Source organism: Alistipes sp. (genome assembly GCF_048465635.1).
Lineage (GTDB): Bacteria > Bacteroidota > Bacteroidia > Bacteroidales > Rikenellaceae > Alistipes.
This window is the reverse complement of the sequence record NZ_DBFWLF010000009.1, coordinates 19,501-42,418: the sequence shown is the minus strand read 5'-3', so window position 1 is coordinate 42,418 and position 22,918 is coordinate 19,501. Positions and strand designations below refer to the sequence as shown.

General features: G+C 63.9%; 21 protein-coding genes. 3 read left to right on the top strand and 18 right to left on the bottom strand.

Annotation, left to right across the window (positions count from 1 at the left end):
• Positions 1-4: 4 nt before the first annotated feature.
• The 3 genes from ACMO9O_RS03620 to ACMO9O_RS03610 all read right to left on the bottom strand — a co-directional run bounded on the left by ACMO9O_RS03620 (position 5) and on the right by ACMO9O_RS03610 (position 5,838).
• Complete coding sequence (locus tag ACMO9O_RS03620; protein WP_418982255.1) at positions 5-2,245, bottom strand: inorganic phosphate transporter; 2,241 nt, start codon at positions 2,243-2,245, stop codon at positions 5-7.
• A gap of 1,132 nt (positions 2,246-3,377) precedes the next feature.
• Complete coding sequence (gene cls / locus ACMO9O_RS03615; RefSeq protein ID WP_418982254.1) at positions 3,378-4,793, bottom strand: cardiolipin synthase; 1,416 nt, start codon at positions 4,791-4,793, stop codon at positions 3,378-3,380.
• A gap of 37 nt (positions 4,794-4,830) precedes the next feature.
• Positions 4,831-5,838, bottom strand: coding sequence for a DUF4837 family protein (locus ACMO9O_RS03610; RefSeq protein ID WP_418982253.1), 1,008 nt, complete (start codon positions 5,836-5,838; stop codon positions 4,831-4,833).
• Positions 5,839-5,960: 122 nt separating this feature from the next.
• Here ACMO9O_RS03610 and ACMO9O_RS03605 point away from each other — a divergent pair, with 122 nt between their 5' ends.
• Both ACMO9O_RS03605 and efp read left to right on the top strand, forming a co-directional pair.
• Entirely contained in the window at positions 5,961-6,533 is a 573-nt protein-coding gene (locus tag ACMO9O_RS03605; protein WP_418982252.1) for a polysaccharide deacetylase family protein, read from the top strand.
• Positions 6,534-6,792: 259 nt separating this feature from the next.
• Positions 6,793-7,365 carry an elongation factor P gene (gene efp, locus ACMO9O_RS03600; protein ID WP_418982251.1) on the top strand — a complete coding sequence of 191 codons (573 nt, stop codon included), beginning with the start codon at positions 6,793-6,795 and terminating at the stop codon, positions 7,363-7,365.
• A 75-nt stretch (positions 7,366-7,440) separates the two neighbouring features.
• Here efp and argH read toward each other — a convergent pair whose 3' ends face one another.
• The 9 genes from argH to ACMO9O_RS03555 all read right to left on the bottom strand — a co-directional run bounded on the left by argH (position 7,441) and on the right by ACMO9O_RS03555 (position 18,071).
• Positions 7,441-8,739 carry an argininosuccinate lyase gene (gene argH, locus ACMO9O_RS03595; protein WP_418982250.1) on the bottom strand — a complete coding sequence of 433 codons (1,299 nt, stop codon included), beginning with the start codon at positions 8,737-8,739 and terminating at the stop codon, positions 7,441-7,443.
• Positions 8,717-9,796 carry a M20 family metallo-hydrolase gene (locus tag ACMO9O_RS03590; RefSeq protein WP_418982249.1) on the bottom strand — a complete coding sequence of 360 codons (1,080 nt, stop codon included), beginning with the start codon at positions 9,794-9,796 and terminating at the stop codon, positions 8,717-8,719. The genes argH and ACMO9O_RS03590 overlap by 23 nt, the downstream gene beginning before the upstream one ends.
• A complete protein-coding gene (gene argB, locus ACMO9O_RS03585; RefSeq protein ID WP_418982248.1) occupies positions 9,793-10,566 on the bottom strand; it encodes an acetylglutamate kinase in 774 nt (257 codons plus the stop codon). The genes ACMO9O_RS03590 and argB overlap by 4 nt, the downstream gene beginning before the upstream one ends.
• A complete protein-coding gene (locus tag ACMO9O_RS03580; RefSeq protein ID WP_418982247.1) occupies positions 10,563-11,516 on the bottom strand; it encodes an acetylornithine carbamoyltransferase in 954 nt (317 codons plus the stop codon). The genes argB and ACMO9O_RS03580 overlap by 4 nt, the downstream gene beginning before the upstream one ends.
• An 8-nt stretch (positions 11,517-11,524) precedes the next feature.
• Positions 11,525-12,664, bottom strand: a complete 1,140-nt coding sequence (locus ACMO9O_RS03575; protein WP_418982246.1) for an aspartate aminotransferase family protein — start codon at positions 12,662-12,664, stop codon at positions 11,525-11,527.
• Positions 12,665-12,945: 281 nt separating this feature from the next.
• Positions 12,946-13,905: an N-acetyl-gamma-glutamyl-phosphate reductase gene (gene argC / locus ACMO9O_RS03570; RefSeq protein WP_418982245.1), complete on the bottom strand. Its 960-nt coding sequence runs from the start codon at positions 13,903-13,905 to the stop codon at positions 12,946-12,948.
• Positions 13,902-15,104: an argininosuccinate synthase gene (locus ACMO9O_RS03565; RefSeq protein ID WP_418982244.1), complete on the bottom strand. Its 1,203-nt coding sequence runs from the start codon at positions 15,102-15,104 to the stop codon at positions 13,902-13,904. Before ACMO9O_RS03565 ends, argC begins: the two co-directional genes overlap by 4 nt.
• Positions 15,105-15,211: 107 nt before the next feature.
• A complete protein-coding gene (locus ACMO9O_RS03560; RefSeq protein ID WP_418982243.1) occupies positions 15,212-15,829 on the bottom strand; it encodes a GNAT family N-acetyltransferase in 618 nt (205 codons plus the stop codon).
• Positions 15,830-15,869: 40 nt separating this feature from the next.
• Entirely contained in the window at positions 15,870-18,071 is a 2,202-nt protein-coding gene (locus ACMO9O_RS03555) for a RelA/SpoT family protein (RefSeq protein ID WP_418982242.1), read from the bottom strand.
• Between the two features lie 81 nt (positions 18,072-18,152).
• Here ACMO9O_RS03555 and trhA point away from each other — a divergent pair, with 81 nt between their 5' ends.
• Entirely contained in the window at positions 18,153-18,806 is a 654-nt protein-coding gene (trhA, locus tag ACMO9O_RS03550) for a PAQR family membrane homeostasis protein TrhA (protein ID WP_418982241.1), read from the top strand.
• On the opposite strand, the gene ACMO9O_RS03545 is transcribed toward trhA, so the two are convergent.
• The 6 genes from ACMO9O_RS03545 to ACMO9O_RS03520 form a co-directional block, all read right to left on the bottom strand.
• Positions 18,803-19,576: a class I SAM-dependent methyltransferase gene (locus ACMO9O_RS03545; protein ID WP_418982240.1), complete on the bottom strand. Its 774-nt coding sequence runs from the start codon at positions 19,574-19,576 to the stop codon at positions 18,803-18,805. The two genes, trhA and ACMO9O_RS03545, sit on opposite strands and share 4 nt — an antisense overlap.
• 37 nt (positions 19,577-19,613) lie before the next feature.
• A complete protein-coding gene (xseB, locus tag ACMO9O_RS03540; protein ID WP_418982239.1) occupies positions 19,614-19,820 on the bottom strand; it encodes an exodeoxyribonuclease VII small subunit in 207 nt (68 codons plus the stop codon).
• Positions 19,802-21,061, bottom strand: a complete 1,260-nt coding sequence (gene xseA, locus ACMO9O_RS03535; RefSeq protein WP_418982238.1) for an exodeoxyribonuclease VII large subunit — start codon at positions 21,059-21,061, stop codon at positions 19,802-19,804. Before xseA ends, xseB begins: the two co-directional genes overlap by 19 nt.
• Complete coding sequence (menA, locus tag ACMO9O_RS03530) at positions 21,061-21,972, bottom strand: 1,4-dihydroxy-2-naphthoate octaprenyltransferase (RefSeq protein WP_418982237.1); 912 nt, start codon at positions 21,970-21,972, stop codon at positions 21,061-21,063. Before menA ends, xseA begins: the two co-directional genes overlap by 1 nt.
• A gap of 19 nt (positions 21,973-21,991) precedes the next feature.
• Positions 21,992-22,531 (bottom strand): energy transducer TonB, encoded by a 540-nt coding sequence (locus ACMO9O_RS03525; protein WP_418982236.1) that lies wholly within the window; start codon positions 22,529-22,531, stop codon positions 21,992-21,994.
• Positions 22,532-22,607: 76 nt separating this feature from the next.
• A complete protein-coding gene (locus tag ACMO9O_RS03520) occupies positions 22,608-22,916 on the bottom strand; it encodes an MGMT family protein (RefSeq protein WP_418982235.1) in 309 nt (102 codons plus the stop codon).
• Between the last annotated feature and the right edge of the window lie 2 nt (positions 22,917-22,918).

Sequence of the window (22,918 nt, the reverse complement as noted above, 5' to 3'; positions counted from 1 at the left end):
CCCGTCAGTTTTTGATCCACGTTTTGGGCGCGTTCGAACGGTGCTTGAGGAAGTACTGCTGCGATTTCAACAGGTTGCGCGACTGAAGCACCATGTTCTTCGTCTCGTTGAGGATCGTCAGATACAACATCGATGCCTTGGTGTTCGAACGGGCTTCGTTGATGCGCGCCAGCTCCGACTTTATCGCCTCGGCGATCGATTCGAACAATTGGTCGCGCAGCGAGAGCACCAGTTCAATGTCCGAAAAGTCGCCGTCGCGCAGCATGACGTTGATGCGGCGGTAGATCACCTCCACGTCGTCGTTGATCGACATCAGGTCGTGCGCCTGCTCTTTCGAAAGGCCCTCGTGGCTGTTGTCGATATGCTCGAAAGCCGGACGCGTAATGTGCATCAGCGCCTTGGTCATTTCGTTGAGGTAGTCGACCACCTGCACGTAGTAGTGGGCCGTATTCACGTCGCCCGACTGCAGCCGCCGGAGCGTCGGCAGCAGCGTGTATTTGCGTTCGCGCGACTGGTAGAAGAGGTCGTTCGACTCCTTGACCATGTCGCGCAGCACCTTGCGGTTCTCCTGCATCACGGCGATCAGCGTGCGGTCGTAGATCTTCGTGGCGCTCTCCATCGTCAGGCACACCTCGTCGCGCAGGCTGGAGATGATCTCTTCGGTCGAGTGCAGCTCCGGAGTGGTGTGTGCGGCCGCCGCCGTGCCCTTCTTCTTTTTGGAGAAGTTGCTGTGAATGAGCATCCAGCCGCAGAGAACGGTCACCACGACGAAAGCCGCCGTGCCGCCGTAAATCAGTATCAGTCCCACGACAAAGGCGATCAGGAAGCCGCCCAGCGCCGTGATGAACCACCCGGCCACGACGGTCATCACGCCCGAAATGCGGTAGACGGCGCTTTCGCGGCCCCAGGCGCGGTCGGCCAGCGACGAACCCATCGCCACCATGAAGCAGACATAGGTGGTCGAGAGCGGCAGTTTGAACGAGGTGGCCAGCGAGATCAGCAGCGCCGAGGTGGTCAGGTTGACCGTGGCGCGGATCATGTCGTAGGGTGCGCCGCTGTGCTCGATGTCCTCGTATTCGAAGCGCCGCGAGATGGCGGCCCGGACGCGGGGCGGGATGGCCCGCTCGATGCCCGTGTTGATGTTGAGCGCCGCACGGACGATCGTGCGCGAGAAGAGCGACGAGCCGTACTGCTCGCCCTCGGCTTCGTCCTGCGCCGAGAGCGAAAGCTCGGTCTTCGAGACGTGCATCGCCTTCTTGGAGGTCCACAGCGTGAAGATCATCACCAGACCTGCGCCGAGCAGAACCAGGAAGTTGGCCGGGACGTTCTCGTTGAGCGCCCCCATGAGCATCTGCGTGTCGCCCGCATGCCGCGCGATGGAGTAGGCGTCGAAGCTGGCGACGGGTACGCCGATGAAGTTCACCAGGTCGTTGCCGGCGAAGGCCAAAGCCAGCGCGAAGGTCCCCGAGAGGATCGTGATGCGCAGAATGTTGACCTTGAAGCGCTGGATGAAGAAGAGCAGCAGCGAGCAGACGACCCAGCAGATCGCCAGCGAGAGCAGCAGGTGGGCATCTACGAAGTCGACGAAAGCGTGGCCCGCGAGGATCGACTTCAGCCCTTTGAAGACGGCGAAATAGACGATGGCCGTGAGCGATGCGCCGCACCAGAGCGAACCGAAGCGGCGGAACATGGCCGTGTAGCGGAACGAGAAGATCACGCGCGAGACATACATGACGATCGTGCCGCAGGTGAAAGCGATGACCACCGACAGCAGGATGGCCGAGACGATACCCATCGCCCGCGAGGTGTTGATGAATTCGCCCAGCGATGCGACGCTCAGCGACGGATCCTTCGAAATCTTGTAGACCGACACGGCGATCGCCGCGCCCAAGAGACAGAAGATCAGCGATACGGTGGTCGAGGTCGGCAGCCCCCACGAGTTGTAGAGGTCCAGCAGGATGATGTTGGCGAACATGACGCCCAGGTAGAGCATCATCACCTCGTGGAAGGTGAACATGCCGGGGTTGAACATGCCGCTGCGGGCCACCTCCATCATACCGCTCGAGGTGACCACGCCGAGGATGATGCCCACGGAGGCCACCGTGAGGATGGTGCGCATCGTGGCGGCTTTGGAGCCTATGGCCGAGTTGAGAAAGTTGACCGCGTCGTTGGTGACGCCGACGAAAAGTCCTGAAATTGCGAGAATGCCTAAGATGCCGACAATGACGGTGTAGATTTCGCTCATGTGGGATTTTCAGTGCAAATTGTCAACAAATTTACGCCTTTTTTTTCGATGCGGCTGACCCCGAGATCATTATTAACGTTAAATTAACATGCCCGGTGCGGCCCGCCGGCTGCGGGTCGGCCGCAATTCCCGCCGTTTTCAGTAGTGCGCGAGCAGGTGCGGCACGCTGCTTTGCAAGTATTGATATTTGGGCGACCGCCTGCGGTTATTACGCTTGCGAAAAGTAATCGGGCGCAGCCTGCGGAGGGCACGCGCTTAAGCTGGTGTCGCTGTTCCGCGTAGATGTATGCGGAAAGTTCTCGGGCAGCAGCCTGCGGAGGGACGCGACAAGCGGGCCTCCGCGTCCGGAGGCTGCGGCCCGCTGACCTTAAGGTCGAAAAAAGTTGCAGCCGGTAGAACAGAACCGCAGAATCGATTCGCAAGAAGACCTTGACCGCACCCTTTCCGCCGCAGGCGGATATAAGTCCCCTCCGAGGAGGGGATTTAGGGGAGGGTCAGACTTGCAAACGCGGCCCTGGCCGCGAGGATTCAACGGTCAGGAGCGGACCTGCGTTGTCGGAACGTGAGACTGTTCGTATTTCCGAAACTTCCGGGTCTCCGCACCCGGAGGCTGCGACCCGCCGGCTCTTTGAGCCGGACATTCCTGCCCTTTCTTCACAAGAAAGGGCGAAAGAGAGGCGCACGCAGAAAACGGCGGTCGTCCGTCCTCCTCCTCGTTGAACGGGCACGAAAGCTAAAACATATCGCACACCCGTTCCGGGCGCTCGTCGTCGGACGGCCGCAATTCCCGCCGTTTCCAGAAGTGCGCGAGCAGGTGCGGCGCGATGCGCCGCGAGGTTATTAAAGATGATATGTAGTGAGGCGGTTGCGGATAGTTCTCTGACGCAGCCTGCGGAGGAACGCCACGCGGGCCTCCGCTGCCGGAGGCTGCGGCCCGCCGGCTCTTCGAGCCGCAACCAGACAAACCGTCTTGCGGCCATGCACCGATGACCATCCGGACGGCTATCCTCCGGGGTCTCCGCGCCGGGAGGCTCCGGTCTGCCGGGTCTTCGAGCCGAAAAAACAACCCGTAAAGCGGCCCGCCGCTCTTCGGACCGCAAGACCGAACGAATTGACCTGAAAAGCCCCCCCCCTACAGCAGCGGCGAGAAGACGCGCATAAACGATTCGGCCAGCCGGCGCGAGCGGGGGCGGCGGAACCACTCGCCGAAGGTGAGGGGGCGGCAGCGGCTCTCGTCGTCGCAAAACACGCCCGCCATGCGCGCCGTGAAATCGCGGTCGTAGACGAAGGCGTTGACCTCGAAGTTGTGTTCGAAGCTGCGGAAATCCATGTTGGCCGAGCCGATGATCGTCAGATCGTCGTCGATGATCAGGAGTTTGGAGTGGAGAAATCCGGGTGTGTAGAACCAGATGTGCACCCCCGCCTGGAGCATGTCGCCCAGAAACGAGTGCGACGCCAGGTCGACGGCTTTCGAGTCGGAGCGTGCGGGCAGCATCAGCCTTACGTCGATCCCCGCCAGTGCGGCCTCCTGCAGGGCGGTGTTCAGCACGTCGGACGGCAGGTAGTAGGGGGTTTGGATCCACACCCTCCGCTGCGCCCGGGCGATGGCGTAGCTGTCGGCCTGCAGCAAGGCCCGCCACTTGCCGAAAGGGCCGCTGGGGACGATCTGCAGCACGGAGTCGGTGTAGGTCTCGGCAGGCGGATAGTACTCCGGCCCGTCGAGCTGCTGCTTGGTCGTCGCCGACCAGTCGCTCAGGAACGACGCCTGCAGCCCCGCCGCTCCGCGCCCCTCGATCCGGAAGTGGGTGTCGCGCCACGTGCCCCACCCCGTGCCGCGCACGTAGCGGTCGGCGATGTTCATCCCCCCGATGAAGCCCACGCGGCCGTCGATGACGGCGATCTTGCGGTGGTTGCGGTAGTTGACCTTGCTGGTGAAGAGCGGAAATTTGACGTGCAGGAAGGCGTAAACCTGGATACCCTCGCGGCGCATCCCCTCGAAGAACGACTTCCTCACGCCGCTGCACCCCACGTCGTCGTAGAGGATGCGCACCTCGACCCCCTCGCGCACCTTGGCGACCAGCGCATCGCGCAGGCGGCAGCCCGTTTCGTCGTCGCAGAGGATGTAGTATTGGATGTGGATGTGGCGGCGTGCCCGGGCGATCTCCCCCAGCAGCGCTTCCATCTTCGCCCGCCCGTCGGTGTAGGGGGTGATGCGGCTGCCGTAGAGCGGTACGGCGTGGATCGTGTTGGCGAGCAGCTCTGCCAGCGCGCGGTGCGCTTCGGGTACGCCTGGCCCGGAACCCTGCTCGATCTCTTCGAGCTGCATGGTGATCCGTTTGCGCGTGCGGCGCGAGATGATGCGCTGCTTGGAGAGGTTCTGCCCGAAAAAGAAGTAGAAAACCAGCCCCACGACCGGAGCCAGCAACAGCACGACCACCCACGGCACGGTCTTGAGCGGATTCCGGTTGTCGGTGATGACCACCAGAATCACGCCGAGGATCGTGAGCGTATAGATTCCGAGGAAGAGGTATGTCAGAATCTGCTGCATGGAGGAGGTTTCTTCTTGTCCGGCGCGCAGCGGCGGATTACGGTTTGTCCGGCTCGGGGAATCGGAGCGTGTAGAAGAGGTGTTCGACGCCGCGCACGAAGTTGCGTTTGTGCAGGTCGGGTGAATAGACGTAGCAGTCGAGCGTCAGCACGCGTTGGGTCGCCTCGTCGACCGTCGAGTAGCTTACGAACGGTCCGCCCATGAAGTCGCCCTCCACGTCCCAGAAGCCGCGCAGCTCGCACCAGAGCCGCCCTTCCAGGCGGAACATGCGGTAATCCGGCTCGATCGCCTCCGAAGTGGTCATGTACGAGCCGTCGGCGGGGCCGGGGATGCGCGCCGCGAACTTGTTGCGGGCGGCGAGCAGCGCGCCGGGCGAGAGCGATTCGGGACCCGTGTAGGGGTATGCGTAGAGGAAGAATCCCTGACTGGCCTTGGGGTATTCGAAGCGTGCCCAGAGGAAGTCCTTCTCGTCGGCCGCCAGCACGTAACCCTTCGGCACGTTCATCTCGATGCCGAACGTTTTGCGGATGGCCGCCTCTACGTCGGGCTGCCCGTAGGAGGTGTTGTAGCGGATGGCGCGGTCGCGCTCGGCCTGTTCGAGCGCCTGCACCAGACTGGCGCGGTGCTCCGAGAGGTAGTCCGTGAGCGCCCGGTCGCTGGGACCCTGGAGCGTCAGGACGATCTGCGGCTCGGCCGTCACGTCGTACTGCACCGCCACCGAGGTCTGCTCCACCGCGGGGTCGACCAGCACCTTGAGGACGTTGCGGTGGTCGGCGACCATGCCCGTGAATCCGCGCTCGGTGACCCGCAGCACGTCGAACAGCGGTTCGCGCTGGTTGAGGTAGGGGACCGGGGCGGTGAAGATGGCCCGCAGCGTGTCGCCCACCTCGCCCGTCCACTCCTGCTGGGGACAGACCACGATCAGTTCGTAGGGCCGTCCCTGCGCGCTTTTGAGCTTCGAGCGGGTCAGCGAGTGGAAGGCGTCGCAGCCGACTGCGGTTGCGAGGATCAGCAGGGCCAGGGCGATGCGTGGAAGCGTTTTCATAACCGGTTGCAATTTGTTCTTCTTACAAATATACGGATATTTTTCGGAATCGCACGGATTTTCACTAATTTTGCCGTCAGCGAATCATGCGTTTAAAACCACCGAAAATAATCCGGCGACTGATGCCGGACCTGATCTGGGAGATTGACGACCGGGAGGGGGTATTCCTCACCTTCGACGACGGTCCCACGCCCGGCATCACGGAGTGGATACTCGCTACGCTGGACAAGTACGATGCCAAGGCGACCTTTTTCGTGCTGGGCAAGAACGTCGAAATGTACCCCGACCTCTACCGCCGCATCGTCGACGCGGGTCACCGCGTGGGCAACCACACCTACTCCCACCAGAAGGGGTGGGGCATGAGCCTGGAGCGCTATACGGAGGATGTCGACTTTGCCAACGATCTGATCCACAGCGAGCTGTTCCGGCCCCCCTATGCGCGCATCACCCCGGCGCAGGCGCGCTTCCTGGGGCAGCGCTACAAATTGGTGATGTGGGACATCATCTCGCGCGACTACAACCGCCAGCTCTCGCCGCGCACCTGCCTGAAAAACGTGACCAAGTACCTCGCGCCGGGTGCGATCGTGGTTTTCCACGACAGCGAAAAGGCTTTCCGCAACATGCGCTATGCGCTGCCCCGCACGCTGGAGAAGATCCGGCAGATGGGCCTGCAGTGCAAGGCGATCGAGTTCTGAGGGGCGTCGGACGCGGTATTTTGATTTTCCGTGGATTTTTCGTAACTTTGCGCCCACGTACGACGGGATTTCATCGCACCGACGGTCGCAATTTTCGCTGTTGCCGGGCAGCGCGTCTCAACTCCCCTCCGTGGAGGGGATTCAGGGGAGGGTCAGATTTGAACACGTGGCCTCAGGCCGCGAATGGCAGCCGTCGGTCGCTGGAAACGGAACATCGGTACACCCAAGTATACTTAACTAAACGTAAAATAATCATCCTATGACCATTACAGCCGCCGATATCAAGATCGGCATGTGCATCGAGATGGACGGCAAGACCTTTCTGGTCGTCGATTTTCAGCACTGCAAACCGGGCAAAGGCCCTGCCTTCGTCCGTTCGAAGCTCAAGAACCTCGAAAACGGCCGCGTGCTGGAGAACACCTTCTCGTCCGTGAGCCAGAAGATCGAGCAGGTGCGCGTCGAGCGCCGTCCCTACCAGTTCACCTACGAGGACGATCTGGGTGCGCACTTCATGCACACGGAGACCTTCGAGGAGATCAACATCGACAAGAGCCTGATCAACAACTACGACCTGATGGCCGACGGCCAGATCGTCGAGGTGATGTTCCACACCGAAAAGGAGACAGTGCTTTCCGCCGAGCTTCCCCCGATCGTGGACATGGAGGTGACCTACACCGAGCCGGGCGTCAAGGGCGACACGGCTTCGACCAACTCGTTGAAACCCGCCACGGTCAACACCGGAGCTACGGTTCGCGTGCCGCTGTTCATCAACACGGGCGACAAGATCCGTGTCGACACCCGCACGCGCGAGTATTACGAGCGCATCAAATAGTCCGCACGCCGCCAAACGCAACGGACGGGACCAGCCGCAAGGCTGGTCCCGTCCCTCTTTTTCCGCCGGAGCCGTCTATTCGAACTCCTCCATCACCCGCTCCATCTTGCGACGGATCTGCTCGGTACAAAGGTTGCCGATGCTGCCCGCGTGGGTGTGACGCACCTCGCGCGTGGGGCGGTATTCGCCCGCCTGCACGGCACGGCCCACCCGGCGGTAGGCTTCGCGGAACGGCACGCCCGCGAGCGTGAGGCGGTTGACGTCCTCCACCGTGAAGAGGTAGTCGTACTTGGGGTCGTCGAGGATATGTTCGTTCACCCGCAGGTGCGCGAGCATGAAGTCGGCCATCGCCAGCGTGCGGTGCATTTCGTCCAGCGCCGGGAAGAGGATGTCCTTGAGCAGCTGCAGGTCGCGGTGATAGCCGACGGGCAGGTTGGTCGTCAGCAGGGCGATCTCGTTGGGCAGCGCTTGCAGGCGGTTGCAGCGGCCCCGCATGATCTCGAATACGTCGGGGTTCTTCTTGTGGGGCATGATGCTCGATCCGGTGGTGAGCTCGTCGGGCAGCGTCACGAAGCCGAAATTCTGGCTCATCATCAGGCAGACGTCCATCGCCAGTCGGCCCACCGTGGCGGCCACCGCCGCGATGGCTGCTGCCGCCGCCCGTTCGCTCTTGCCGCGGCTCATCTGCGCCGCCACGACGTTGTAGTGCAGCTCCTCGAAGCCCATAAGACGCGTGGTCATCTCCCTATCGAGCGGGAACGACGAGCCGTAACCCGCGGCCGAACCCAGCGGATTCTGGTTGGCGATGTGCCATGCCGCGGCCACCAGCCGCTGATCGTCGATCAGCGTCTCGGCGTAGGCGCCGAACCAAAGCCCGAACGAGGAGGGCATGGCGATCTGAAGATGCGTATACCCGGGCATCAGCACCCCCTTGTGCCGTTCGCTCAACTCCTGCAGCCGGTCGAAAAGCGTGCGGACCTCCTGCGCGATCCGGTGCAGCTCGTCGCGCAGCAGGAGCTTCAGATCGACCAGCACCTGATCGTTGCGCGAGCGGCCCGCGTGAATCTTCTTGCCCGCATCGCCCAGCCGCCGCGTGAGCAGCAGCTCGACCTGGGAGTGGACGTCCTCCGTGCCGGGTTCGATCTCGAAGCGCCCTTCGTCGATCTCGGCCGCGATCTGCCGCAAACCCGCGCTGAGCATCTCCAGCTCTTCGGCCGTCAGCAGGCCGATCTTTTCGAGCATGGCGATGTGGGCCAGCGACCCCTCCACGTCGTAGCGCGCCAGCCGCAGGTCCAGTTGGCGGTCGTCGCCCACCGTGTACTCTTCGATCATCCGATCGGGCTGGAAGCCCTTATCCCAAAGTTTGTTCGTCATATTGTTCCGCCATTTTTTCGATAAAATCCATGTATCCGTCGATCCCCTCGCCGATCTCCGCGAGCAGGATGTATTCGTCCGCCGTGTGCGAGCGGGCCGAATCGCCGGGTCCCATCTTGAGCGTCGGGAAGGGCATCAGCGCCCGGTCCGAGGTGGTGGGCGAGACGAACGCTTCGCGTCCTGCCGCCCGGGCGGCCTGCGCGAGCTGATGCGCCCCGTCGAGCGCCGAGGCGCGGATATGCGTCGAGCGCGGCACGGCTTCGGAGCGCATCGCCGCGCGCAGCAGGGCGACGGTCTCTTCGTTCGTGTAGGCGTCCGTGGTGCGGATGTCCGCCACGAAGTGGCAGGTGTCGGGTACGACGTTGTGCTGCGTGCCCGCCTCGATCTGCGTCACGGCGATGCCGACGGGGCCCAGCAGCGCCGATTCGCGTTCGAAGCGGTAGGCCCGCAGCCGCGCGATGTCGTCGAGTGCGATGTAGAGGGCGTTGACCCCCTCGCCGCGCGCCGCATGGCCGCTCCGGCCGTGCGCCGTGCAGTCCATCACAACTAATCCCCGTTCCCCCACGGCGGCCCGCATCGAGGTGGGTTCGCCCACCAGCCCCATGTCGATCCGCCCCAGCGCGGGCAGCAGGGCACGCATGCCCCTCTCTCCGGAGCACTCCTCCTCGGCCGAGAGCGCCAGCAAGAGGTTGAACGGCAGCGGCCGGTCGCGCAGTGCGAGGAACGTCTCGGTCAGGCAAGCTACCGAGGCTCCGGCGTCGTTGCTGCCCAGTCCGTAGAGCCGGCCGCCCTCGATGACGGGCGTGAACGGATCGCGCGTGTAACCAGCCGCCGGCCGCACCGTGTCGTGGTGCGAATTGAGCAGCAGCGTCGGCCGCGCGGGGTCGAACCGTCGGGAGCGTGCCCAGACGTTGTTGTGGAGCCGCTCGGGCGCAGCACCCCGCTCCGCGAGGAAGGTATAAAGCAGCTCCGCCGTCCGTCCCTCCTCGCGCGAGGGCGAGGGGGTGGCGATCAGCGCCTGGAGCAGCGCGAGGGCTTCGGCGTGCTTCGGGTTCATGGCCGGATGATCGTTCCGTGATCGTTCAAAAGGTCGTCCGCGTGCTTGATCCTCACGCTCCGCACCCCTTCGGCCACGGCGCGCAGGGCGGTCTCGATCTTGGGGAGCATCCCTTTGCTGACCACCCCTTCCGTGCGCAGCGTCACGAACGATTCGGTGGTGATGGCAGCAATGACCGACCCCTCGTCCGCCGGGTCGCGCAGTACGCCGCGCTTCTCGAAGCAGTATACGAGGTCGGTCGGTGCGATCCGCGCCGCGGCCAGCGCCACGGCCGAAGCCACGCTGTCGGCGTTGCAGTTCAGCAGCGAACCCTTCCCGTCGTGTAGGATGGCGCAGAAGACGGGGACGATGCCCGCTTCCAGCAATTTTCGGAGCAGCCCGTCATCGACCGCTTGGATGTCGCCCACGAAGCCGTAATCGACTGGTTCCGCCTTCCGGCGGCTGGCCCGGACGACGTTGCCGTCGGCGCCCGAGAGCCCCAGCGCGTTGCAGCCCGCGGCCTGCAAGGCGGCGACCAACTGTTTGTTGACCAGCCCGGCGTAGACCATCGTCACGACATCCAGGGTCCCCTTGTCGGTGATGCGGCGGCCGTCGACCATCTTGGTCTCCAGCTCCAGCCGCCCCGCCAGCCGCGTGGCCAGCTTGCCGCCGCCGTGGATGAGGATTTTCCGGCCCGGCAGTGCGGCGAATGCGGCGACGAAGCGGGCGAGCGCCCCCGCGTCGTCGAGGACGTTGCCGCCGATCTTCACTACGGTAATCTGCTCCGTCATAGCGCTTCCAACAGCCGTTTGAGTACTACCTGAGCCGCAATCTCGCGGTTCGCAGCCTCCGGGATCACCAGCGAGCGAGGCGATTCGATCACCTCGTCCGTGACGATCATGTTGCGCCTCACGGGCAGGCAGTGCATGAAAAAGGCGTCGTTGGTCAAGGCCATCTTCTCCCGGTCGACTGTCCACGCGCGGTCGCGCGAGAGCACCTCCCCGTAGTGGGGATCGGCATAGGCCGACCAGTTCTTGGCGTAGATGAAGTCTGCCCCCGCGAACGCCTTGCGCTGGTCGTACTCCACGCGGGCGTTCCCGACGAACCGCGGATCGAGTTCGTAGCCCACGGGGTGGGTGATGACCAGGTCGTAATCCGCGGCGTTCATCCACTCGGCGAACGAGTTGGGTACGGCCTGCGGCAGGGCGTTGGGGTGCGGCGCCCAGGTCAGCACCACCTTGGGCCGCGCGACGCGCTTGTGTTCCTCGATGGTGATCAGGTCGGCGAACGACTGGAGCGGATGGCGCGTGGCGGCCTCCATCGAGAAGACGGGGCGTCCCGAGTGGCGGATGAACTGTTCCAGGATACGCTCCTCGTAGTCCACGGCCTTGTCGCTTAGACGCGCGAACGAGCGCACGCCGATCACGTCGCAGTAGCAACCCATTACGGGGATCGCTTCGAGCAGGTGCTCCGCCTTGTCGCCGTCCATCACCACGCCGCGCTCGGTCTCCAGCTTCCACGCGCCCTGGTTGACGTCCAACACCATGACGTTCATGCCCAGGTTCAGGGCCGCCTTTTCGGTCGAAAGGCGTGTGCGAAGGCTCGAATTGAAAAAGATCATCAGCAGCGTGCGGTTGCGGCCCAGTCCGGTGTATTGGAAGCGGTCGCGCTTGATTTCGAGCGCTTCGGCGACCGCTTGTTTCAGGTCGCCGATATCGTGTACGGAGGTAAATCGTTTCATGCTTGGGGTTAATTTCGGGGTTGCTGTCGGAGCGTCGCTTCGAAACGCTCCAGAAAGTCGTCGGCCTGCCGTTTACGGAGGCTCAGGGCCGGCAGCAGGCGGACGGTCGAAGCTCCTGCGCCGCCCGTGAAGACGCGGCGGTCGAAGAGCAGCCGGCGGCGGAACTCCGCCCCGGAGCCGTCGATCTCGATGCCGATCATCAGTCCGCGGCCCCGCACCTGTTGGAGCGCGGGCATCTTCCTTAGTTCGCCGATCAGGTAACCGCCCACCGCGGCGGCGTTCTCGATGAGACGCTCCTGCTCGATCACTTTCAGCACGGCGATCGCCGCCGCGCAGGCGAGGTGGTTGCCGCCGAAAGTGGTCCCGAGCAGTCCCGGCCGGGCTTCGAAGTGGGGCGCGATCAGCACCCCGCCGATCGGGAAGCCGTTGCCCATGCCTTTGGCCACGGTGATCAGGTCGGGCCGGATGCCCGCCGCCTGATGGGCGAAGAAGCGGCCCGTGCGGCCGTAGCCCGACTGGATTTCGTCGAGAATCAGCTGCGTGCCAGTTTCGGTCGCCGCGGCGCGCAGCCCGCGCAGGAATTCGTCCTTCGGGCAGTGGATGCCCGCCACGCCCTGGATGCCCTCGACGACGGCGGCGGCGAACTCGCGCGTTGCAAGTTTGGCGCGGACCGCCTCGATGTCGTTCAGCGGGACGAACTCCACGTTGGGCGTGCGGTTGAACGGGGCGGCGATCGCGGGGTTGTCTGTCGCGGCGACGGCCCCCGATGTGCGGCCGTGGAACGCTTTCGAGAAGGCCAACACCTTGCTGCGTCCGGTGTGGAACGAGGCGAGCTTCAGCGCGTTCTCGTTGGCCTCGGCCCCCGAGTTGCAGAGGAAAAGGCGGTAGTCGTCGTAGCCCGAAGCGCGGCCGAGCCGTTCCGCCAGTTCGGTCTGGAGCGAATTTTCGACCGAATTGGAGTAGAAGCCCAGCCGGCCGACCTGCTCGCGGATGGCCTCGACGTAGGTCGGGTGCGCATGGCCGATCGAGATGACGGCGTGACCGCCGTAGAGGTCGAGGTACTCCGTGCCCGCTGCGTCGTAGACGTAGTTGCCCGAACCGCGGACCGGCTCGACGGGGTAAAGGGAATATACGTTGAATAGTTGCATGTCTTATAATTTATATTGTGCGGTCGCAGCCTGCGGAGGGACGCGTTGAGCGGGTCTCCGCTGCCGGAGGCTGCGGCCCGCGCGGCTCAAAGACCGCAAAACCAAATCTTCCTCGCCCGTCCGGATCGTATGCCATCTCCCTCCCCGAGAGAGGGGCTTGTCGCGGCGCGACCAATAGACCTTGTTGGTTTACTCTTCTTGCCGCAGCCTGCGGTGGCTCGCGTCGAGCGGGCCTCCGCTGCCGGAGGCTGCGGCCCGCGCGGCTCAAAGAGCCGCAGACCTTAGAAAGCCGACGCTTTCAAATGTAAACCTTCTGTTTCCGTTAAATGAAACATCAGATTCATATTCTGTACGGCCTGCCCCGAAGCGCCTTTCAGCAGATTGTCGATTGCCGATACCACGTGCAGTTTGCCCGCATGGACGCCCACGCTCAGCAGCGCCTTGTTCGTGTTGACGACCTGTTTCAGATTTACGCTGTCGACCACGTGCGTGAAGGCCGCCGTGCGGTAGAAATCGTCGTAGAGCCTGCGTGCCGCCGTCTCGTCCAATTCGCACGCGGTGTAGACGCTGGCCAGAATGCCCCGCGTGAAGTCGCCGCGCATCGGCACGAAGTTCACCGCCTGCTCAAACGCCGGTTGCAGCCGGCGCAGGTTGCGTCCGATCTCCGCGAGGTGCTGGTGGGTGAACGCCTTGTAGACCGAGAGGTTCGACGCCCGCCAGCTGAAGTGGGTCGTGGCGGAGGGCTTGACGCCCGCTCCGGTCGAACCCGTGACGGCCGTGACGTGCACCTCGTCGCGCAGCAGCCCGGCGGCGGCCGCCGGCAGCAGTGCGAGCTGGATCGCCGTGGCGAAGCAGCCGGGGTTGGCCACGCGCGCCGCCGTGCGGATGCGGTCGCGCTGGAGTTCGGGAAGCCCGTAGACGAAGCCGCACGACTCGTCGCGGAAGTCCTGCGCCAGGTCGATCAGCTTCACGTCGGCCGGAACCTCGTTCGCCTCCAGCCACCTGCGGCTCTCGCCGTGCGCCGAGCAGAGGAAAAGCGCGTCGATCGCCCCGAGGTCGTACGTGTCGCAGAAGCGCAGCTCCGTATCCCCCTCCAGCCCGGCGTGCACCTGCGCGAGGCGGTCGCCCGCGTGCGAGGTGCTGTGCACGAACGCGATCTGAACCTGCGGATGGTTCACCAGCAGCCGCAGCAGTTCGCCGGCGGTGTACCCGGCCCCTCCGATGATGCCGATACGGATCATTTGCCGTTGCGCTTCTGAACGTTGTGGTAGATTTTGATCTGGTTGCCCAGAATCTTCGTAAAGCCCTTCACATCGTCGGCCGTCCACGCCTTGTTCACCTCGCCGTATTCGCCGAAATCGGTCTTCATCAGGTCGTACGTCGACTCGACGCCTACCAGTGTATAGTTGCGGGGCCGCAGGATCAGCTCCACCTCGCCCGTAACGTTGCGCTGCGACGAGCGGAGCATCGCCTCGATGTCGCGCATGACCGGTTCGAGGTACTGCGCCTCGTGGAGGAACATGCCGTACCACGTGGCGACCTGCTCCTTCCAGTAGAGCTGCCACTTGGTCAGCGTGTGTTTTTCGAGCAGTTTGTGTGCGGCGATGATGAGCATCGGGCCGGCCGCCTCGAAGCCCACGCGCCCCTTGATGCCGATGATCGTGTCTCCCACGTGCATGTCGCGGCCGATGCCGAATTTCGATCCGACGGCCTCCACGGCGCGGATAGCCTCGACCTTGTCCGTGTACGTCTTCCCGTTGACCGAGGCGAGTTCGCCCTCGACGAAGCCCAGTCTGAGCCGCTCTTCGCCCTCGGCGGTGATTTGGCTCGGGTAGGCCTCCTCGGGGAGCGTCTGTTCCGAGTGCAGGGTCTCCCTGCCGCCGATCGACGTACCCCAGAGACCCTTGTTGATCGAGTACTCCAGCTTTTTGTAGTCGGCCGTGATGCCGTGTTTTTGCAGGTAGTCGATCTCGTATTCGCGCGTGAGGGTCATGTCGCGCGTCGGGGTGATGATCTCGATCTCGGGCGCGAGAATCTGGAACGTCATATCGAAACGCACCTGGTCGTTGCCCGCGCCGGTCGAGCCGTGGGCCACGGCGTCGGCTCCGATTTGCTTGGCGTACTCGATGATGGCGATCGCCTGAAAGATGCGCTCGGAGCTGACCGAGATCGGGTAGGTCCCGTTGCGCAGAACGTTGCCGAAGACCATGTAGCGGATGCTCTTTTCGTAATACTCCTGCTCGATGTCGAGCGTGGCGTGGGAGACGGCTCCCAGTTCGAGAGCGCGCTGCTCGATGCGCTCGAGTTCGGTCGGTGAGAAGCCCCCCGTGTTGGCGATGGCCGTATAGACGTCGTAACCCTTCTCCGCGGAGAGGTATTTTACGCAAAACGAGGTATCCAGACCGCCGCTGAAAGCGAGCAGGACTTTTTTCTTTTTCATAGCTTGATGTGGTTTGTTATTTTACCGGGTTTCGTTCCTGCCGGATATGCTCGCCGCCACAGGCGGCGAGGAATTACATCCCGCAGAGAGCAGATGCGGCAAACAGATTATTTGAGGTGAAACACCTTCTTGATTTTATTTTTCAGGAACATGACATAGGGCGCCATGCGCGACTGCCGCTGCTGCTCCTTCGAGGGGTCGTAGAGCATGCCCGTACAGAGGCACATGCGGCGGTTGTTGCGCTGGAGGATGTCGTAGTTGCAGCACCCCTGGCAGCCCTGCCAGAACTCCTCGTCCTCGGTCAGTTCCGAGAAGGTCACGGGGGTGTAGCCCATGCGCGAATTGAGCTTCATGACGGGCAGCGAGGTGGTGATGCTGAACAACTTGGCATAGGGGAATCGTCGTCGGGCCAGCTCGAAGGTTCGTCGTTTGATCCGCTCTGCGAGTCCCATGTGCCGGTACTCGGGATCGACGATCAGTCCGGAGGTGGCGACGAAATCGCCGTGCCCCCAACACTCGATGTAGCTGAATCCGATGAGCTTGTCACCGTCCAGCGCCACGACGGCTTTGCCGCCGGTCATTTTCGCCGCGATGTACTCGGGCGACCGTTTGGCGATGCCCGTGCCGCGCTGCAGGGCCGACTCGTAGATCATGTCGCAGATACGCTGGGCGTAGTGCGCATGCGAGGAGTCGGCAAAAACGACGCTGATGGAGTTGTTATTCATTTATCTTGCAAGTGGGTAAAAAGACAGGTCGGAAAAACGATCAGTTGATGCGCCAGGCGCGCTGCACGCCCTTGATGCGGGTGATCGAGTGGATGAGCGTGTCGACGACCGCCGCGCCGGGCACTTCGACCGAGACCGTGCCGGAGACGCAGCCGCCCGACGCGGCTCCGAACGCCAGCGAGCGGATGTTGAGCTGCAGGTCGCGGCTGATGACCTCGGTGATGTGGTTGGCCATGCCCGGGATGTCGGCCGCGACGATGCGGATCGTGACGCGGAACGCCCCCTCGGCCGTCGCGCGCCAGCGGGCGTCGACGATGCGGTAGGGGTACTGCTCGCGCATGCGCCGGGCGTTGGGACAGTCCGTGCGGTGGATGGTGATGCCCGCGTTGATGGTCACGAAGCCGAACACCTCGTCCCCCTTGATCGGGTTGCAGCACCGGGCCAGCTTGTACTGAATCTTCGTCAGGTCGTCGTCAATCACCAGCGCGTCCTGCGGCGATGCGCTTTCGCGGGCGCTGCGCTGCTTCTGCCGTTCGGCCTCGGCTTCGGCGACCGCCGCACGGCGCTCCTCCTCGGCCTCCCCCGAGAGGTGGCGGGAGAGAATCTCCTTGATGGTTCCCAGATCGACCTTCTGCGTGGCGATCAGCGCGTAGACCTCCGTGCCCAGCCGCAGCTTGAAGTATTTGACCAGATAGGCCACCGCCTCGTCCATCGTCAGGGCGAGTTTCCAGTTGCGCAGCTTGCGTTCGAGCTCCTCGCGCCCCATGCGCGTATGCTTGGCCTGCTCTTCGCGCAGGAAGGACTTGATCTTGTTGCGCGCTTTCGAGGTGGTGACGAACGAGAGCCAGTCCGACTTGGGGGTCTGGTTCTTCTGCGTCTGAATCTCCACGATGTCGCCGTTGTGCAGCACTTCGCGGATCGAGGCTGCGCGGTTGTTGACCCTGCCGCCGACGCAGGTCGAGCCGAGCGAGGTGTGGATGTCGAACGCGAAATCGAGCAGCGAGGCCCCCTCGGGCAGCTTCCGCAGGTCGCCGTTGGGCGTGAAGACGAAGATTTCGCCCGAGGCGGGTTTGGCGTCGAAACGCTGCGCCAGCGACTGAGTGGTATCTTCCAACAGTTCGCGCAGGCGGCTGAGCCACTGTTCGCTGGTCTGCGCGCCCTGACCGACGCCCTTGTAGCGCCAGTGGGCCGCGATACCGCGCTCGGCCACGGCGTCCATGCGCTCGGTGCGGATCTGCACTTCGACCCAGCGCCCCTCGGCCGAGACGGTCGTGTGCAGCGACTCGTAGCCGTTGGACTTGGGGATCGAAATCCAGTCGCGCATGCGCTTGGGGTTGGGCGTATAGAAGTCGGTGACCACCGAGTAGGCGGTCCAGCAGAGCGGCTTCTCCTGCTCCGGCGGACAGTCGATGATGATGCGGATGGCGAAAATGTCGTAGACCCCCTCGAACGGGACGTGCTGCTTGTGCATCTTGGTCCAGATCGAGAAGATCGACTTGGTGCGGCTCTTGATGTGGTAGCGGATGCCCAGCCGGGCCAACCGCTCCTCGATGGGGACCAGAAAGCGGGCGATGAAGGCGCGGCGCTCGTCGGCGCTCTCCTCCAGTTTGGCCACGATATGTTCGTAATCCTTCGGTTCGAGGTATTTGAGGGCGATGTCCTCCAATTCGCTCTTGACGTTGTAGAGACCCAGCTTGTGGGCGATCTGGGCGTAGAGGTTCATCGCCTCCCAGCTCTTCTTACGCCACTTTTCGCGCGGGAACATCTCCAGCGAGCGCATCACCTCCAGGCGGTCGGCCAGCTTGATGAGGATCACGCGCGGGTCCTCGGAGTAGCTGACGATCAGGTCGCGGAAGTTGTCGGCCTGTTCGGTCGAGACCTTGAGCCTGAGTTGCGAAATGTTGGCCAGCGAGACGGTGATGCCGACGACCTCCTCGCCGAAACGGGCGCGGATGTCGGTCGTAAGGGCGAGCAGCTCTTCGGCCGGCAGCTGCTTGTGGGCCAGCCGCACCACGTCGTGCAGGATCGAGGCCACGGTGGAGTTGCGGCCCAGCCCGATCTCCGAAAGGACGATCGCGGCTACGGCGGCGGCATGGTCCAGCAGGGGGCCGCCGTCGTAACGGGTAAGCCCCCCGAGCTTCTCGTCGGCATACGCCAATGCTTCGTCGACCAGACGCTGGGTCTGCTCCGAGCACGATGCACGCACCAACGAGCGGAGTTTTTCGTAACGTAAAAAGTCCATTTTAACCTAACCGGATACCTAAGCGACAAAGATAAGAAAATTTTTTATAAATTTGAAGCGTATACCCCGATCCCCGATGCCATGAAAGCGAAAAAAACGGTTTACGTGCCCACCGCTGCCGAAGAGAGGGCCAACGCGGTCTCCCACGGAGCGATGGCGCTCGTGATGCTCTGCGCCCTCCCCTTTGCGGCCGTATGGGCCTATACGCATGCCGCCGACGCCGCGACGGCGGCCGTAGCGGTAAGTGTTTTCGTGATCTCGGTCTTTCTGATGTTCCTCTGCTCGACGCTCTACCATGCGGCAAGCCCCGCATCGCGCGAAAAGGCGGTGCTGCACGTGCTGGACCATATCTGCATCTATATCGCCATCGCAGGAAGCTATACGCCCGTCGCGCTGGCGGTGATCGGGGGCTGGCAGGGGATTTTCATCACGGTTTTGCAGTGGGCGATGGTCCTCTTCGGGGTCTTCTACAAGTCGCTCTCGAAGCGCTCGATCCCGGCCGTTAGCCTGACGATCTACCTGGTGATGGGGTGGTCGATCGTCTTTTTCCTGCCGCTCTTCATTCGCAACGCCTCCGCGCCCCTGCTGGGACTGATCGCGCTGGGCGGGGTGCTCTACACGGCCGGAGCGTGGGTCTATGCCCGCAAGGGCTTCCGCTACCACCACCTGGTGTGGCATCTGTTGATCGACCTGGCCGTGGCGGCCCACTTCGTCGGGATCGTCTTCTATCTTTAGTGCTTGTAAACCACGTAGATGTGGTCATCGGGCAGGGCGTAGCGCCTGCGCTCGGCCTCGTCGAGCGAGGCGGCGAAGTCGATGTCGACCGCCTCGAACCCCGCTTCGCTCAGCCGCTGCGTGTAATCCGCGCCGTAGATGCGCCGGTGGTCGTACTGTCCGAAGATGCGCGTGCGCTCGTCGGGGTCGGTGATCGTATCGTCCTCGAAGGTCTGTTCGTAGTCCCGCTCCACGGGGGAGAGTAGGATGCCCCAGCCGCCGGGTTTGAGTATGCGGTAGAGTTCGCGCAATGCCTGCCGGTCGTCGGCGACGTGTTCGAGCAGGTGGTTGCACAGGATGACCTCCACGGAGGCGTCGGCGAGCGGAATCTGCTGCACGTCGAAGTGCAGGTCGGCCAGCGGGCTTTCCAGATCGGCCGTAATATATTGCCCCGGATGCGCGGCGAAGTGGGGCCGGAGGTGGCGCATGATGCAGACCTCGGGAGCGATGTGGAGCGTGCGCGGGAAGCGCTGCATCAGGTCGGTCTCGCGCGTGAGGTAGAGCCACAGCAGGCGGTGGCGTTCGAGCGATAGACAGTTGGGGCACAGTGCATTGGGCCGCGAACGGACGTAGCCGTAGGGCAGGAAGCGGCGGTAGCGGGCCCCGCAGACGGGACATTCGACCCCGTGTCCCTTGTAGAACCAGCCCGCGACGGGCACGGCCCACCCTGCGACGCGCTGCAGCAGGGGCCGCGGAATGTGGTTGAGGCAGAATCGGATCAGTCGCTTCATCGTGATGTCTGTTTATAAAGGGCGTCCTGCTTCCCGGTTACTGCCGTTCTTCGGGCCGTTCCAGGATGCGGCTTACCTCCTCCTCGGTCTTGCGCAGCTTCGCCTTGCAGCGGGCAAGCAGCTCGGTGGCCCGTTCGACCTCCGCGGAGAGCGTATCCACGTCCATCTCCTCGCTGCGCAGGCGGGCGAGGGTCCGTTCGATCTCGGCCATCGCCGCGGCGTAGGTCATCTCTTTCTTTGCCATATCTTCTTTTCGTTTACCGTTGCACGAATCTGCCCGTCGGCGACTTCGATGCCGATATGTTGGCCCGCTTCGACGCCGGCCGCCGTGGCGAGCGTCCCGTCCGGGGTGCGGACGATGGCGAAACCCAGCCGGAGGATCGATTCGGGCGCACGCCCGGCGACGAGTTCGGCGGCGTGTTCCAGCCGTTTCCGATGGTTTTCCAGCAATCTGTTCGCAGCTTCGGGCAGCCGCTCGGCCAGGTGTTCCAGCCGCAGGCGCTGCCGGGTGAGCAGGTCGGCGCTCAGCCGGCCGACCTCGCCCGAGAGGCGTTCGAGCCGCACTTCCGAGGCGCGGAGCATCCCCGCCGCGGCCTCGTGCAGTCCGAGTGCCGCGCCGTCGAGCCACCCTTCCGCCTGCGCCATCCGCTCCACGAGCCACCCGGCCACCGCCGTCGGGGTTTTGAGCGCCGTATGGGCCACCAGGTCCGCCACGCTGGTGTCCTTGTCGTGACCGATGCCCGTGATGACCGGCAGCGGCAGCTGCGCCACGTGGGCGCAGAGGCGGTAGGCGTTGAAGCAGTTGAGGTCGCTGCGCGAACCGCCGCCGCGGATGAGCACCACGGCGTCGAACTGCTCCGGGCGGGCCGCCACGCGGCACAGGGCGTCGACGACCGACGCTTCGGCGGCCTCGCCCTGCATGAAGGCGTCGAAGAGGCGGACGGTGAAGCGGTAGGGGCTTCGCTCCAACTCCTTGCAGAAATCCTGATACCCCGCGGCATGGGCGCTCGAAACCACCGCGATGCGCTGCACCACCTGCGGCAGGGGCGTTTCGCGGTTCATCTCCCACACCCCCTCCTCCTGCAGCCGGGCGATGGTCTGCTGCCGCTGCAGCTCCATGTCGCCCAGCGTAAAGGCGGGGTCGATGTCGGTGATCTGGAGCGAGAAGCCGTAGAGTTCGTGGTAGGTGACGTGTACTTTGGCCAGGATGCGGATGCCCGGCGCGAGCGGCTCGCCGGTCTGCGCCTCGAAATAACCCGCGATGCGGGCGAAGTGGCTGCGCCAGATCACCGCGCGCGCCTGTGCTGTGGGAACGCCGTTGTCGCCCCCTTTCTCGACCAGCTCGAGGTAGCAGTGACCCGAGTAGTTGACCTTCAGTTCCGAAATCTCGGCACTCACCCACACGGGCAGCGCGAACCGCTCGTCGAGGGTCAGCCGCACCATCCGCTGCAGCTCCCGAAGGGTGATATACTCGGTTTGCGCCATTATCCCAACAAAATTCCGACCGTCAGCAGCACCCCGAACAGGAGCATGTTGCGTGCCGTCTCGCCCAGACAGACGTTCAGCGCGTCGCCGTGGTCTATGCGCACCATCTTGCGCCACGTGGCCAGGAACACCGCCCAGTAGAGCAGCGGCAGCAGTGCGGCCCACATGCGTCCAGCGGCAAGCAGCGACAGGCAGAGCGCCACGGCGACGGTTCCGAGCGCGAAGTAGCCCCAGCGGCCCACGCCGGCGCCCAGGCAGACGACGATCGTGCGCTTGCCGCAGCGGGCGTCCTCCTCGCGGTCGCGGAAATTGTTGACCATCAGCATCGTGTCGATCACCAGTCCGCAGGCCAGCGCCGCCACGACCGCCTCTGCCGTGCAGGTTCCGGTCTGGATGTAGTAGGTCAGGCAGACGGGGATCAGCCCGAAGAAGAGGATGACGGCCGCATCGCCCAATCCGTGGTAAGCCAGCGGCCAGGGACCGGCGGTGTAAAAGTAGGCGAAGACGATGCACGCCGCGCCCGCGGCGATCAGCTCCCAGCCGCCGTAGCGCAGCGTGCCGTGCGCCGCGGCCCACCAGAGCAGTCCGCAGCCGACGGCCGCGGCTGCGAGGGTGAAGACCGCGATGCCCGCTTTCATGGCTCCGGGGGTGATGTAGCCCTTGGCGAAGGCGCGGTCGGGACCCAGCCGATCGGGTTGGTCGGCCCCTTTGAGGAAGTCCCAAAGGTCGTTCACCAGGTTGGCCGTACACTGCATCAGCAGGGCGAATGCGAAGCACAGCAGGGCCGCCGCGGGGCGGAATCCGCCGTCGGTGAAGGCCAGCGCCGAGGCGACGGCGACCGGGATGATACCCGCGCCGAGGCTGTAAGGCCGCACGGCCAGTATCCAGGCGGACAGGGAGTTGGTTTTCACGTTATTCTGAAAGTTTGGGTTAACGGTAGACCAGTTCGACGGGGCGGGGCAGCGCCTTGCCCTCGGGCAGCTGGATGCTGAGCACGCCCTCGCTCTCGACCGGTACGCCGTTCTTTTGGGCGGGCTGCCAGTTGGGAGCCTCCTCCACGGCTTTCAGCACGCGCCGTTTGAGGCGGTTGTCGGTCGATTCCAGCTCCTGCACCACGACGGTGCGCCCGTCCGGAGTCACCTTGTAGCGCAGGATGACCCGCGCGGCGGGTTCGTCGTCGTCCCAGCGGACCTGCCGGGCGATGTAGCTGCCGAACGTAGTGTCGGCGGCGAAGGCCGCAGGCCGGTCGTAACGCAGGGTGATGAGCAGCACCCCCTCGGAAGCCTCCTCGCCGTAGCGGGCGATGGTCTGCTCGTCGGCCGGAAGCATCTCGACCTGCTCGATGTCCTCGGGCGGGATGGCGTCGATGTTCTCGGTCGGCGTGCCGTTGACCAGGCATAACGGGTGCTGGGCTGCGGCCGGAAGCAGCGCGGAGAGCAGAAGAGCGGTCACTATGATGGTTCTTTTCATGCGGGTCGTTTTCCGGTGAAACGGTTTCCCGGCGGGGATTATTGCTTACGGGGGCCTGGCGGGTCGCTTCGTTCGCTCAGGTAAGTATCATCGCCTCCCAGGCGCAGCGGGCCAGATCGACGCAGCCGTTGGCCTTGAAGCGAATTCCTTCGTTTTCGAGCAGCGATCGCTGTTCCGCCCAGCCGGGAACCGTGCGCCCGGCGGCGTTGACCACCCGGTGGCAGGGCAGCGTGACGGGAGCCTCCGCGAGGACGTGTCCGACGTGCCGCGCATAGCCCGGCATGCCGGCCAAACGGGCGATTCCGCCGTAGGTGGCAACCCGTCCTCGGGGAATCTGGGCCACGACGGAGCGGACCTCTTCGGCGAAATCGGCGGGCAGGGCCATCC